Here is a 12,333-nt window from a genome sequence, read left to right on the forward strand (position 1 = left end):
TTGAACACAAAAATAACAAGACTGGAGACTCACCCCCATGAACTTCAAACGCACCTTGCTCGCCGCTGCACTCCCGCTGATGTTTACCCTCGCTGGCGCCGCCCAGGCGCTGGAACTCAAAGTCGCCGACATCCACCCCAAGGGTTATCCGACCACGGTGGCGGAAGAAAACATGGGCAAGACGCTGACCAAAGAGACCAACGGCGAGCTGACCTTCAAGTACTTCCCAGGCGGTGTGCTGGGTTCTGAAAAAGAAGTCATCGAACAGATGCAAGTCGGCGCGATACAGATGTCCCGGGTCAGTCTGGGGATCGTCGGCCCGGTGGTGCCGGACGTGAACGTGTTCAACATGCCGTTCATCTTCCGAGACCACCAGCACATGCGCAACGTCATCGACGGCGCAGTGGGCGATGAAATCCTCGACAAGATCACCAACTCCGAATTCGGCCTGGTGGCCCTCGCCTGGATGGACGGCGGCACGCGCAACATCTACACCAAGAAGCCAGTACGCAAGCTCGAAGACCTCAAGGGCATGAAAATCCGCGTACAAGGCAACCCGATGTTCATCGAGATGATGAACGCCATGGGCGCCAACGGTATCGCCATGGACACCGGCGAAATCTTCAGCGCCCTGCAGACCGGCGTGATCGACGGCGCGGAAAACAACCCGCCGACCTTGCTCGAACACAACCACTTCCAGAACGCCAAGTTTTACAGCCTGACCGGTCACCTGATCCTGCCAGAGCCAATCGTGATGTCGAAAATCACTTGGGAAAAACTCACCCCGGATCAACAGACCCTGGTCAAGAAAGCCGCCAAGGCTGCCCAGGCTGAAGAGCGCGTGTTGTGGGACGCGAAGTCCAGCGCCAGTGAGGAAAAACTCAAGGCCGCCGGCGTCGAGTTCATCACCGTCGACAAAAAACCGTTCTACGACGCCACTGCACCGGTGCGGGCCAAGTACGGCGCGCCGTATGCCGACCTGATCAAGAAAATCGAAGCCGTTCAGTAACCTCCCGCTCTGTACTTATGAAAAAGGCCCGGCGCGCCTGATGTTCGAGGCGCGCCCGGTTACGGTGAAACCCGATGAAGAATTTGCTGCTGCGTATCAACGATAAGATCTACATGACGTGCATCTGGGTGGCCGGCCTTTCCGTTCTGGCAGTCTCCCTGATGATTCCCTGGGGCGTGTTTGCCCGCTACGTGCTGGGCACCGGCTCGAGCTGGCCGGAGCCTACGGCCATCCTGCTGATGATCGTGTTTACGTTCATTGGCGCCGCTGCCAGCTACCGCGCCGGTGCGCACATGGCGGTGGCCATGGTGACCGATCGCATGCCGCCGCACCTGCGCAGCGCAGCGTCGATTTTTTCCCAACTGCTGATGGCCCTGATCTGTATTTTCATGACGATCTGGGGCTTCAAGTTGTGCATGTCCACCTGGAACCAGTTCATGGCGTCCCTGCCCACCCTGCGGGTGGGCGTGACCTATTTGCCGATTCCCGTGGGCGGTTTGCTGACCCTGGTTTTTGTCCTGGAAAAACTCTTTCTGGGTGACCAGAGCAAACGTCGGGTCGTGCAGTTCGATCTGGTTGAAGAAAGTGAAGGTGCCGTTTAATGGACGCTCTGATTCTGCTGGGCAGTTTTATCGTATTGATCCTGATCGGCATGCCGGTCGCCTACGCATTGGGCGCCGCCGCCCTGATCGGTGCATGGTGGATCGACATCCCGTTCCAGGCCGTGATGATTCAGGTCGCGGGCGGGGTTAACAAGTTCTCGCTGCTGGCCATTCCGTTCTTCGTACTGGCCGGCGCGATCATGGCCGAGGGCGGCATGTCCCGCCGGTTGGTGGCGTGCGCCGGGGTGCTGGTAGGTTTCGTCCGTGGCGGCCTGTCCTTGGTCAACATCGTGGCATCGACCTTCTTCGGCGCGATTTCCGGTTCGTCAGTGGCCGACACCGCTTCGGTGGGTTCGGTGCTGATTCCGGAAATGGAACGCAAGGGCTATCCACGGGATTTCTCCACCGCCGTGACCGTCAGCGGTTCGGTGCAGGCCTTGCTGACCCCGCCAAGCCACAACTCGGTGCTCTACTCGCTGGCAGCCGGCGGTACCGTTTCGATCGCCTCGCTGTTCATGGCGGGCATCGTGCCGGGCTTGCTGATGAGCGCATGCCTGATGGTGCTGTGCCTGATCTTCGCGAAAAAGCGCAACTACCCCAAGGGCGAAGTGATCCCGATGCGCCAGGCGCTGAAAATCGTCGGCGAAGCCCTCTGGGGCCTGATGGCGATGGTGATCATTCTCGGCGGTATCCTCTCCGGTGTCTTCACCGCCACCGAATCGGCCGCTATCGCCGTGCTGTGGTCGTTCTTCGTGACCATGTTCATCTACCGCGACTACAAGTGGCGTGAACTGCCCAAGCTGATGCATCGCACGGTGCGCACCATCTCCATCGTGATGATCCTGATCGGCTTCGCCGCCAGCTTCGGCTACATCATGACGCTGATGCAGATCCCGGCGAAGATCACCACCATGTTCCTGACCCTGTCGGACAACCGCTACGTGATCCTGATGTGCATCAACGTGATGTTACTGCTGTTGGGCACGGTGATGGACATGGCGCCGCTGATCCTGATTCTCACGCCGATCCTGATGCCGGTGATTCTGGACATCGGTGTCGATCCGGTGCAGTTCGGCATGATCATGCTGGTGAACCTGGGGATCGGACTGATAACGCCGCCCGTGGGCGCGGTGCTATTCGTCGGCTCCGCCATTGGCAAGGTCAGCATCGAAAGTACCGTGAAGGCACTGCTGCCGTTCTACGCCGTGTTGTTCCTGGTGCTGATGCTGGTGACTTACGTCCCGGCCCTGTCGCTGTGGCTACCGCATCTGGTCCTGTAACAATGTGACTTGTGGCGAGGGAGCTTGCTCCCGCTGGACTGCGTAGCAGGCCCTTAAAGAGCGGCCGCTGCGCGCCCGAGCGGGAGCAAGCTCCCTCGCCACAGGTTTTGCTTCATGCCTGCAACAACATGTACCCCGCCACCACCAGACACACACTCGCAAACCCCACCTGCAACGCCCGCGCCGGCACCCGAGCGCACAACTGGCGTCCGACGATCATGCCGACCACGCTGGCAACGATGAACGCCGCTCCCTGGCTGTCGATCCGCACACCGGCGTGAAACGAGCCGACCACCCCGATCGCCGAAATCAGACTGATCACCATCAGCGACGTCGCCACGATCCCGCGCATCTGCACGTCGGTCAGTTGCTTGAACGCCGGCACGATCAGGAACCCGCCACCGACACCCAGCAACCCCGACACCACGCCGGTAACCGCACCCAGCGCTGCCAGGGTGGCGGTGCACTTGGCGGTCCAGTCAAAGCGCCCGGTCTGCTCGTTGAGCATGCAGTTTTTCTGCCCCCAACTGGCGTGCCCGTGATCGCTCGGCCCCGCTTGCTGACGCTCTTTCCTGAACATTCGCCAGGCGACCATGACCATCAGCAGGCTGAACAGGATCATCAGAATTTTTTCCGGCAACTGATGCGCGAAATAGATGCCCAGCGGCGAAAACACCGCGCCCAATGCCGCAATCAACAACGCCGCACGATAGCGCACCAGACCATGGCGCAGACCATCGATGGCGCCGACCGCCGCCGCACTGCCGACCGCAAACAGCGCCACGGGCGCGGCCTGGGTCATCGTCCAGCCGAGGCCGAGCACCAGCGCCGGCACCGCGAGAATCCCGCCGCCGGCCCCTGTCAGGCCAAGCACCAACCCCATCACCACGCCAAACAGACTTGCCAGCAACATAGGGTTATCTCAATCGACCTTGGACACACGCGTCAGCCACTCGCGGCCCTTGAGCATGCCGTTCCAGTAGAACCAGGGCAGCAGCGTCGCTTTCAGCCACCACGCCGAGCGGCGGGGCACGGTCGGGTCCAGTGCAAAAGTCGGCAGCAGTTTGCCGCCGTAGCCGAACTCGGCGAGGATCACCTTGCCCTTCTCCACCGTCAGCGGACAGGAACCGTAGCCGTCGTACTTGAGTGGCAGCGGTTGCTGCTTGCGCAAGGCCAAGAGATTTTGCGCAACCACCACGACCTGCTTGCGCACCGCCGCAGCGGTTTTGGCGTTGCTGGTGCCACAGACATCGCCCAGCGCGAACACCTCGGGATATCGCAAATGCTGCAGGCTGTGCGGATCGACTTCACACCAGCCGGCGGTGTCGGCCAGCGGACTTTGCGCGATGAAATCCGGCGAGACCTGCGGCGGGACGACGTGTAGCAAATCAAAGGTTTTCGCTATGCGGCTGACGTTGCCATCGGCGTCCTTGACCTCGAACCACGCGGTTTTCGCCGGGCCGTCGACCTTGACCAGATTCGAGTTGAAAGCCAGTTGCGCGTTGTATTTCTCGATGTATTTCATCAGCGGCGGCACGAACGTCGCCACACCGAACAGCGCGGCGCCGGCCAGATTGAATTCAACGTTGATGTTGTGCAGCACAGCGGATCTGCGCCAGTGGTCGCAGGACAGGTACAGCGCCTTTTGCGGCGCGCCCGCGCATTTGATCGGCATCGCTGGCTGGGTAAACAAGGCTCGTCCATCGCGCAGTTTCTGCACTTGATCCCAGGTGTACTGGGCGTGTTGATAGCTGTAGTTGGAAGTGACGCCGTACTGGCCGAGGCTTTCCTGCAAGCCTTCGATTTTCTCCCAGGCCAGGCGCAGGCCGGGGCAGACGATCAGGTTTTGATAGCTGATGGTGCGTTGGTCATTGAGGGTGAGTTGGCGCTTGTCCGGATCAATGGCGCTGACGCTGGCCTGAATCCAAGTCGCTTGGCGCGGCATGACTTTGCTCATCGGCCTGACAGTGTCTTTCACATCAAAGGCGCCACCGCCGACCAACGTCCAGGCCGGTTGGTAGAAGTGCTGTGAACTCGGTTCGATCACGGTGACGTTGAGGTGCGGGTCACGCTTGAGCAGGCTGGCGACGAAACCGATGCCGGCCGTCCCGCCGCCGATGACCACGATGTCTGCACTGATGGATGGGCCCCAGTGTTGATCGTTCATTGCTTGTTCCTTTTGCTGCACGCAAGATTTCTAAGCCTTCACACCATCCATTTGTAGGAGTGAGCCTGCTCGCGATAGCGGTGTAACAGCCAATGAATGTGTTGGCTGACACACCGCTATCGCGAGCAGGCTCACTCCTACAGGGGGCGTGTGATAGCTGGCATTTATGGCTGTTCCCAGCTTTTGAGCACCGCTCCGCAATAAAGCCCCGACAGGGTCTTCATCACCTGGATCACTTCGTGACTGGCCAGCCCATAGAAAATGTATTTGCCTTCACGGCGGGTCGCGACCAGCCCCTCGTCGCGCAGGATGCCCAGTTGCTGGGACAGCGTTGGCTGGCGTACGCCAGTCATCTTTTCCAGTTCGCCAACATTGCGTTCGCCCTGGGTCAGTTGACACAGAATCAGCAGGCGATCCTCATTGGCCAGGGCCTTGAGCAGCGCGCAGGCCTTGGAGGCCGAGGCGCGCAGTTGGGCGACTTCACATTCGGTCAGACTGGATTGCATTTGCACGAGGCCTTGAAGGTCACTTAAGCTGCGAACATTATGTTTTTACATAAAGTGTTGCAACCCTGAATTCCTCTGCACAGGTTTTTGCCATGCCCGCCCTGATTGAAGCCTTCCTCGACCCCGCCTCCTCGACCTACAGCTACGTGGTCTATGAAGACGATGGCGGGCAATGCGCGATCGTCGATCCGGTCCTCGATTACGACGGCGCCGCCGGTCGCACCTGCACCGCGCAGGCGGACAAGCTCATCGCCTTCGTCCGTGCGCATCAGCTGCAAGTGCAGTGGTTGCTGGAAACCCACGCCCACGCCGATCACCTGTCCGCCGCGCCGTACCTGCGCCGGGAACTGGGCGGCAAAATCGCCATCGGCGCATCGATCAGCAAAGTGCAGAATGTGTTCAAGGCGCTGTTCAACCTGGAACCGGAATTTCATGTCGACGGCTCGCAATTCGATCACCTGTTCGCGCCGAACGAGTCGTTCATGATCGGCAATCTCAAGGCCACCGCCCTGCATGTGCCCGGCCATACACCAGCGGACATGGCGTACCTGATCGACGGCGAGCAGATTCTGGTGGGCGACACGCTGTTCATGCCCGATGTCGGCACGGCGCGCTGTGATTTCCCCGGCGGCAACGCGCAGCAACTGTTCAAATCGATCCAAAAAATACTGGCCTTCCCGGCCAGCGTGAAGCTTTACGTCTGCCACGATTACCCACCCGAAGGCCGCGCCGCGCAGTGCCAGACCACGGTCGGCGAGCAACGCAAAAGCAATATTCATGTGCATGACGGGATCGATGAAGCGGCGTTTGTTGAGATGCGTACGAAGCGTGACGCCGGGCTGGGCATGCCGACGCTGCTGCTGCCGGCGATTCAGGTCAACGTGAGGGCGGGGAATCTGCCGGCGGCGGAAGATAACGGCGTGGTTTACCTGAAGATTCCGCTCAACAAGCTCTGACGGTTCGACAACGCAGCCTCCAGCAGCGCCAACTGATCGTTCCCACGCTCCGCGTGGGAATGCATCCCGTGACGCTCTGCGTCACTTCTTGAGGCGGAACGCGGAGCGTCCCTGGCGGCATTCCCACGCGGAGCGTGGGAACGATCGGCGTCTGCAGGTCAGTCGTATCAATTGCCCAACGTCAACCCATTGGCCGGTAGCGGCAACGCGGTCTTGTAGCGCACCTGCTTCAGCGCAAAGCTTGAGCGGATGTTCGCCACTCCCGGAACCTTGGTCAGAAAATCCATCATGAAGCGCTCCAACGACTGGATGGTTGGCACCAGCACACGGATCAAATAATCCGGGTCGCCGGCCATGAGGTAACACTCCATCACCTCAGGGCGGTCGGAGATCGCTTCCTCGAAATGCTGCAGCGCTTCCTCCACCTGTTTTTCCAGGCTGACGTGAATGAACACATTCACGTGCAGCCCCAGCAGGTCGGCATCGAGCAGCGTCACTTGTTCGCGAATCAGGCCCAGTTCTTCCATCGCCTTGACCCGGTTGAAGCACGGCGTCGGTGAAAGGTTCACCGAGCGGGCAAGGTCGGCGTTAGTGATGCGCGCGTTCTCCTGAAGGCTGTTGAGAATGCCGATGTCGGTACGGTCCAGTTTGCGCATGAGACAAAACCACCTGTTTTTTATGTTTATGCAGAATTTCTATCTGCAAATGGTCGCCAGCGCAACGAAACAGAGAGAAATATTCTTCTTCGCCGGGCCTATGATTGTTGTAGGACAAGATTTCCTCTACCCAGGAATGACTGCCAGCTCACTACAAGAAATTCACAAGATCGAGCGTAGAAGCCATGACCCAAGCGTACGAACCGCTGCGCCTGCACGTCCCTGAACCCTCGGGCCGTCCCGGCTGTAAAACCGACTTTTCCTACCTGCATTTGACCGATGCGGGTACGGTGCGCAAGCCTTCCATCGATGTAGAACCGGCCGATACCGCCGACCTCGCCCGTGGCCTGATTCGCGTACTCGACGATCAGGGCAACGCCCTCGGGCCGTGGGCCGAAAACGTGCCGGTCGAGATTCTGCGCAAGGGCATGCGCGCCATGCTCAAGACGCGCATCTACGACAACCGCATGGTGGTCGCCCAGCGGCAGAAAAAGATGTCGTTCTACATGCAGAGCCTCGGCGAAGAAGCCATCGGCAGCGCCCAGGCCCTGGCGTTGAACATCGATGACATGTGCTTCCCGACCTACCGCCAGCAAAGCATCCTGATGGCTCGCGACGTGCCGTTGGTCGATCTGATCTGCCAACTTTTGTCCAACGAGCGCGATCCGCTCAAGGGCCGGCAGCTACCGATCATGTACTCGGTCAAGGACGCCGGTTTCTTCACCATTTCCGGCAACCTCGCCACCCAGTTCATTCAGGGCGTGGGCTGGGGCATGGCCTCGGCGATCAAGGGCGACACCAAAATCGCCTCGGCGTGGATCGGTGACGGCGCCACCGCCGAATCGGACTTCCACACCGCCCTCACCTTCGCTCACGTTTATCGGGCGCCGGTGATTCTCAATGTGGTCAACAACCAGTGGGCGATTTCGACCTTCCAGGCCATCGCTGGCGGTGAAGCCACGACCTTCGCCGGACGCGGCGTCGGTTGCGGCATCGCCTCGCTGCGTGTCGACGGCAACGACTTCTACGCGGTCTATGCGGCCTCGGCCTGGGCTGCCGAACGCGCCCGCCGCAACCTCGGCCCGACCATGATCGAATGGGTCACCTACCGCGCCGGCCCGCACTCGACTTCCGACGATCCGTCCAAATACCGCCCCGCCGATGACTGGAGCCACTTCCCCCTCGGCGATCCGATCGCACGCCTGAAACAGCACCTGATCAAGGTTGGTCACTGGTCGGAAGAAGAGCACGCCGCCGTCAGCGCCGAACTCGAAGCCGAAGTGATTGCTGCGCAGAAACAGGCCGAACAGTACGGCACCCTCGCCGGCGGCCAGATTCCGAGCGCCGCGACCATGTTCGAAGACGTCTACAAAGAGATGCCGGAGCACTTGAAGCGCCAGCGTCAGCAGTTGGGAATCTGACATGAACGATCACAACAACAATATTCAGTTGGAAACCGCCATGACCACGACCACCATGACCATGATCCAGGCCCTGCGCTCGGCCATGGATGTGATGCTTGAGCGTGATGACAACGTCGTCGTGTTCGGTCAGGACGTCGGCTACTTCGGCGGTGTGTTCCGCTGCACCGAAGGCCTGCAGACCAAGTACGGCACCTCGCGGGTGTTCGACGCGCCGATCTCCGAGAGCGGCATCGTTGGCGTCGCCGTCGGCATGGGCGCTTATGGCTTGCGCCCGGTCGCCGAAATTCAGTTCGCCGATTACGTCTACCCCGCTTCCGACCAGATCATCTCTGAAGCCGCGCGCCTGCGTTATCGCTCGGCCGGTGAATTCACCGCGCCGATGACCCTGCGCATGCCTTGCGGCGGCGGCATCTACGGCGGCCAGACCCACAGCCAGAGCATCGAGGCGATGTTCACTCAGGTCTGCGGTCTGCGCACCGTCATGCCATCCAACCCGTATGACGCCAAAGGCCTGCTGATTGCCTCCATCGAAAACGATGACCCGGTGATCTTCCTTGAGCCTAAACGCCTGTACAACGGCCCGTTCGACGGCCATCACGATCGCCCGGTAACGCCGTGGTCGAAACACCCGCAAGCCCAGGTGCCGGACGGTTATTACACCGTGCCGCTGGACGTCGCCGCGATTACCCGCCCGGGCAAAGATGTGACGGTGCTGACCTACGGCACCACCGTGTACGTCTCGCAAGTCGCTGCTGAAGAATCCGGCGTTGATGCCGAAGTCATCGATCTGCGCAGCCTGTGGCCGCTGGACCTGGAGACCATCGTTAAATCGGTAAAGAAAACCGGCCGTTGCGTGGTCGTTCACGAGGCCACGCGCACTTGCGGTTTCGGCGCCGAACTGGTGTCGCTGGTGCAAGAGCATTGCTTCCATCACCTGGAAGCGCCGATCGAACGCGTCACCGGTTGGGACACCCCCTACCCGCACGCGCAAGAGTGGGCGTATTTCCCAGGGCCGTCCCGCGTGGGCGCGGCGTTGAAACGGGTCATGGAGGTCTGAATGGGCACGCACGTTATCAAGATGCCGGACATCGGCGAAGGCATCGCAGAAGTAGAACTGTCGCAGTGGCACGTCAAGGTTGGCGATCTGGTCGTTGAAGATCAGGTGCTGGCGGATGTGATGACCGACAAGGCAATGGTCGATATTCCGTCCCCGGTACACGGCAAGGTCATCGCCCTCGGCGGTCAGCCGGGTGAAGTGATGGCGGTCGGCAGTGTGCTGATCAGTATTGAAGTGGAAGGCGCTGGCAATCTGAAAGAATCGGCGGCCCCTGCCCCGGTCAAAGAAGCACCGGTTGCGCCGAAAGTCGAAACCACTGTCGAGAACAAACCGGCTGCGGCACCGCGCCCTGCCCCGGCTTGCCAGGGTCCGGTGGTTGCCCGCGAAGCCGATGAGCGCCCGCTGGCCTCGCCGGCCGTGCGCAAACATGCGCTGGATCTGGGCATTCAACTGCGTCTGGTGCGAGGCACCGGTCCTGCCGGTCGCATTCTGCATGAAGACCTTGAAGCCTACCTGGCCCAGGGTCAGGCGGACGCTTCGGCGCCCGCTGCTGCCGCTTACACCCAACGCAACGATGAAGAACAGATTCAGGTTATCGGCATGCGCCGCAAGATCGCCCAGCGCATGCAGGACGCCACTCAGCGTGCCGCGCACTTCAGTTACGTCGAGGAAATCGACGTCACCGCGATCGAAGAACTGCGCGCGCATCTGAATGAAAAGCATGGCGCCAGCCGCGGCAAGTTGACCCTGCTGCCGTTCCTCGTCCGCGCACTGGTTGTTGCACTGCGCGACTTCCCGCAGATGAACGCCCGTTATGACGACGAAGCCCAGATCATCACCCGCCTCGGCGCGGTGCATGTCGGCGTCGCCACGCAAAGCGATGTCGGCCTGATGGTGCCAGTGGTGCGTCACGCCGAAGCCCGCAGTCTGTGGGACAGCGCCGCGGAGATTTCCCGTCTGGCCAACGCTGCACGCAACGGCAAGGCCAGCCGCGACGAGTTGTCCGGCTCGACCATCACCCTGACCAGCCTCGGCGCATTGGGCGGCATCGTCAGCACACCGGTACTGAACCTGCCAGAAGTGGCTATCGTCGGCGTGAACAAAATTGTCGAACGGCCGATGGTCGTCAAAGGCCAGGTGGTGATTCGCAAGATGATGAACCTTTCCAGCTCCTTCGATCACCGCGTGGTCGATGGCATGGACGCGGCACTCTTCATCCAGGCCATTCGTGGCTTGCTCGAACAACCTGCCACTCTGTTTGTGGAGTAAGCCAGCCATGCAATCTCTGAACACTACGCTGCTGATCATCGGCGGTGGACCCGGCGGCTACGTCACCGCGATTCGCGCCGGGCAACTGGGTATCCCGACCATTCTGGTCGAAGGCCAATCGTTGGGCGGCACTTGCCTGAACATCGGCTGCATTCCGTCGAAAGCGCTGATCCATGTGGCTGAGCAGTTCCATCAGACCCGGCACCACAGCGAGCATTCTGCGCTGGGTATCAACGTGTCCGCGCCGACTCTGGATATCAGCAAGAGCGTCGAGTGGAAGGACGGCATCGTTGACCGCCTGACCACCGGTGTCGCTGCATTGCTGAAGAAAAACAAGGTTCAGGTCCTCAACGGCTGGGCGAAAATCATTGATGGCAAGACCGTCGAAGTCGGCGACACGCGCATTCAGTGTGAGCATCTGGTGCTGGCCACCGGTTCGACCAGCGTCAACCTGCCGATCCTGCCGATTGGCGGGCCGATCATCTCGTCCACCGAAGCACTGGCGCCGACGTCGGTGCCAAAACGCCTGACCGTGGTCGGCGGTGGTTACATTGGCCTGGAGTTGGGTATCGCCTACCGCAAGCTGGGGGCTGAAGTCAGCGTGGTCGAGGCGCAGGATCGCATCCTCCCGGCCTATGACGCGGAGCTGACGCAACCGGTGCATGACGCATTGAAGCAACTGGGCGTGAAGCTCTACCTCAAGCACAGCGTGCTGGGTTTCGACGGCACGTTGCAGGTGCGCGATCCTGAGGGCGAAACCCTCAACCTGGAAACCGATCAGGTGCTGGTCGCCGTCGGACGCAAACCCAACACCCAAGGTTTTAACCTTGAAGCGCTGAATCTGGACATGAACGGTTCGGCGATAAAGATCAACAACCGTTGCCAGACCAGCATGCTCAACGTCTACGCCATCGGCGATGTTAGCGGCGAACCGATGCTTGCGCACCGCGCCATGGCCCAGGGTGAGATGGTTGCCGAACTGATCAGCGGCAAGACCCGCGAATTCAACCCGACGGCCATTGCTGCGGTGTGTTTTACCGACCCGGAGTTGGTGGTGGTCGGCAAGACGCCGGACGAGGCCAAGGCTGCGGGCATCGACTGCATCGTTTCCAGCTTCCCGTTCGCCGCCAACGGCCGGGCGATGACGCTGGAGTCCAAAAGCGGCTTCGTGCGTGTGGTCGCTCGTCGTGACAACCATGTGATTGTCGGCTGGCAAGCGGTGGGCGTCGGGGTCTCGGAATTGTCGACCGCGTTTGCGCAAAGCCTGGAAATGGGCGCGCGGCTGGAAGACGTCGGCGGCACCGTCCATGCGCACCCGACCCTGGGTGAAGCGGTGCAGGAAGCGGCGTTGCGTGCGCTGGGGCATGCGTTGCATCTGTAACAGTCGTAGCTGAATGCCCCTGTGGC

General features: G+C 60.7%; 12 protein-coding genes. 8 read left to right on the plus strand and 4 right to left on the minus strand.

Features of this window, described 5'->3' with window-relative positions; all coding sequences use genetic code 11:
- Positions 1 to 37 precede the first annotated feature (37 nt).
- From HU755_RS19505 to HU755_RS19515, 3 genes are all read left to right on the plus strand, one after another.
- Positions 38 to 1,009 carry a TRAP transporter substrate-binding protein gene (locus tag HU755_RS19505; RefSeq protein WP_186635629.1) on the plus strand — a complete coding sequence of 324 codons (972 nt, stop codon included), beginning with the start codon at positions 38 to 40 and terminating at the stop codon, positions 1,007 to 1,009.
- A 74-nt stretch (positions 1,010 to 1,083) separates the two neighbouring features.
- Positions 1,084 to 1,611 (plus strand): TRAP transporter small permease, encoded by a 528-nt coding sequence (locus HU755_RS19510; protein ID WP_186635632.1) that lies wholly within the window; start codon positions 1,084 to 1,086, stop codon positions 1,609 to 1,611.
- Positions 1,611 to 2,891: a TRAP transporter large permease gene (locus HU755_RS19515; RefSeq protein ID WP_186551867.1), complete on the plus strand. Its 1,281-nt coding sequence runs from the start codon at positions 1,611 to 1,613 to the stop codon at positions 2,889 to 2,891. Before HU755_RS19510 ends, HU755_RS19515 begins: the two co-directional genes overlap by 1 nt.
- 112 nt (positions 2,892 to 3,003) lie before the next feature.
- Here HU755_RS19515 and HU755_RS19520 read toward each other — a convergent pair whose 3' ends face one another.
- The 3 genes from HU755_RS19520 to HU755_RS19530 form a co-directional block, all read right to left on the minus strand.
- Positions 3,004 to 3,804: a sulfite exporter TauE/SafE family protein gene (locus HU755_RS19520; RefSeq protein ID WP_186635634.1), complete on the minus strand. Its 801-nt coding sequence runs from the start codon at positions 3,802 to 3,804 to the stop codon at positions 3,004 to 3,006.
- 9 nt (positions 3,805 to 3,813) lie between these two features.
- Positions 3,814 to 5,058 carry an FAD/NAD(P)-binding oxidoreductase gene (locus tag HU755_RS19525; RefSeq protein ID WP_186635637.1) on the minus strand — a complete coding sequence of 415 codons (1,245 nt, stop codon included), beginning with the start codon at positions 5,056 to 5,058 and terminating at the stop codon, positions 3,814 to 3,816.
- A 164-nt stretch (positions 5,059 to 5,222) separates the two neighbouring features.
- Positions 5,223 to 5,564, minus strand: a complete 342-nt coding sequence (locus HU755_RS19530) for a helix-turn-helix transcriptional regulator (RefSeq protein ID WP_016775194.1) — start codon at positions 5,562 to 5,564, stop codon at positions 5,223 to 5,225.
- A 92-nt stretch (positions 5,565 to 5,656) separates the two neighbouring features.
- On the opposite strand from HU755_RS19530, the gene HU755_RS19535 reads away from it, so the two are divergent.
- A complete protein-coding gene (locus HU755_RS19535; RefSeq protein WP_186635640.1) occupies positions 5,657 to 6,520 on the plus strand; it encodes an MBL fold metallo-hydrolase in 864 nt (287 codons plus the stop codon).
- Positions 6,521 to 6,687: 167 nt separating this feature from the next.
- On the opposite strand, the gene bkdR is transcribed toward HU755_RS19535, so the two are convergent.
- Positions 6,688 to 7,176, minus strand: coding sequence for a Bkd operon transcriptional regulator BkdR (gene bkdR, locus HU755_RS19540; RefSeq protein WP_007915088.1), 489 nt, complete (start codon positions 7,174 to 7,176; stop codon positions 6,688 to 6,690).
- 185 nt (positions 7,177 to 7,361) lie between these two features.
- Here bkdR and HU755_RS19545 point away from each other — a divergent pair, with 185 nt between their 5' ends.
- From HU755_RS19545 to lpdA, 4 genes are read left to right on the plus strand one after another with little or no spacing between them, the layout of a single operon-like run.
- Positions 7,362 to 8,597, plus strand: a complete 1,236-nt coding sequence (locus HU755_RS19545) for a 3-methyl-2-oxobutanoate dehydrogenase (2-methylpropanoyl-transferring) subunit alpha (protein WP_007952906.1) — start codon at positions 7,362 to 7,364, stop codon at positions 8,595 to 8,597.
- A gap of 1 nt (position 8,598) precedes the next feature.
- Complete coding sequence (locus HU755_RS19550; protein WP_003224000.1) at positions 8,599 to 9,657, plus strand: alpha-ketoacid dehydrogenase subunit beta; 1,059 nt, start codon at positions 8,599 to 8,601, stop codon at positions 9,655 to 9,657.
- Entirely contained in the window at positions 9,658 to 10,926 is a 1,269-nt protein-coding gene (locus HU755_RS19555) for a dihydrolipoamide acetyltransferase family protein (protein ID WP_186635643.1), read from the plus strand.
- 7 nt (positions 10,927 to 10,933) lie between these two features.
- Positions 10,934 to 12,307, plus strand: a complete 1,374-nt coding sequence (gene lpdA / locus HU755_RS19560; RefSeq protein ID WP_186635646.1) for a dihydrolipoyl dehydrogenase — start codon at positions 10,934 to 10,936, stop codon at positions 12,305 to 12,307.
- The last annotated feature ends 26 nt before the right edge of the window (positions 12,308 to 12,333 follow it).

The sequence above is a fragment of the Pseudomonas sp. SWRI111 genome, from assembly GCF_014268555.1.
Classification (GTDB): domain Bacteria; phylum Pseudomonadota; class Gammaproteobacteria; order Pseudomonadales; family Pseudomonadaceae; genus Aquipseudomonas; species Aquipseudomonas hamedanensis.

Bases quoted from the DNA above. Each gene is read 5' to 3' on its own strand.
- HU755_RS19505 (WP_186635629.1), top strand. From the start codon at position 38: ATGAACTTCAAACGCACCTTGCTCGCCGCTGCACTCCCGCTGATGTTT.
- HU755_RS19510 (WP_186635632.1), top strand. From the start codon at position 1,084: ATGAAGAATTTGCTGCTGCGTATCAACGATAAGATCTACATGACGTGC.
- HU755_RS19515 (WP_186551867.1), top strand. From the start codon at position 1,611: ATGGACGCTCTGATTCTGCTGGGCAGTTTTATCGTATTGATCCTGATC.
- HU755_RS19520 (WP_186635634.1), bottom strand. From the start codon at position 3,804: ATGTTGCTGGCAAGTCTGTTTGGCGTGGTGATGGGGTTGGTGCTTGGC.
- HU755_RS19525 (WP_186635637.1), bottom strand. From the start codon at position 5,058: ATGAACGATCAACACTGGGGCCCATCCATCAGTGCAGACATCGTGGTC.
- HU755_RS19530 (WP_016775194.1), bottom strand. From the start codon at position 5,564: ATGCAATCCAGTCTGACCGAATGTGAAGTCGCCCAACTGCGCGCCTCG.
- HU755_RS19535 (WP_186635640.1), top strand. From the start codon at position 5,657: ATGCCCGCCCTGATTGAAGCCTTCCTCGACCCCGCCTCCTCGACCTAC.
- bkdR (WP_007915088.1), bottom strand. From the start codon at position 7,176: ATGCGCAAACTGGACCGTACCGACATCGGCATTCTCAACAGCCTTCAG.
- HU755_RS19545 (WP_007952906.1), top strand. From the start codon at position 7,362: ATGACCCAAGCGTACGAACCGCTGCGCCTGCACGTCCCTGAACCCTCG.
- HU755_RS19550 (WP_003224000.1), top strand. From the start codon at position 8,599: ATGAACGATCACAACAACAATATTCAGTTGGAAACCGCCATGACCACG.
- HU755_RS19555 (WP_186635643.1), top strand. From the start codon at position 9,658: ATGGGCACGCACGTTATCAAGATGCCGGACATCGGCGAAGGCATCGCA.
- lpdA (WP_186635646.1), top strand. From the start codon at position 10,934: ATGCAATCTCTGAACACTACGCTGCTGATCATCGGCGGTGGACCCGGC.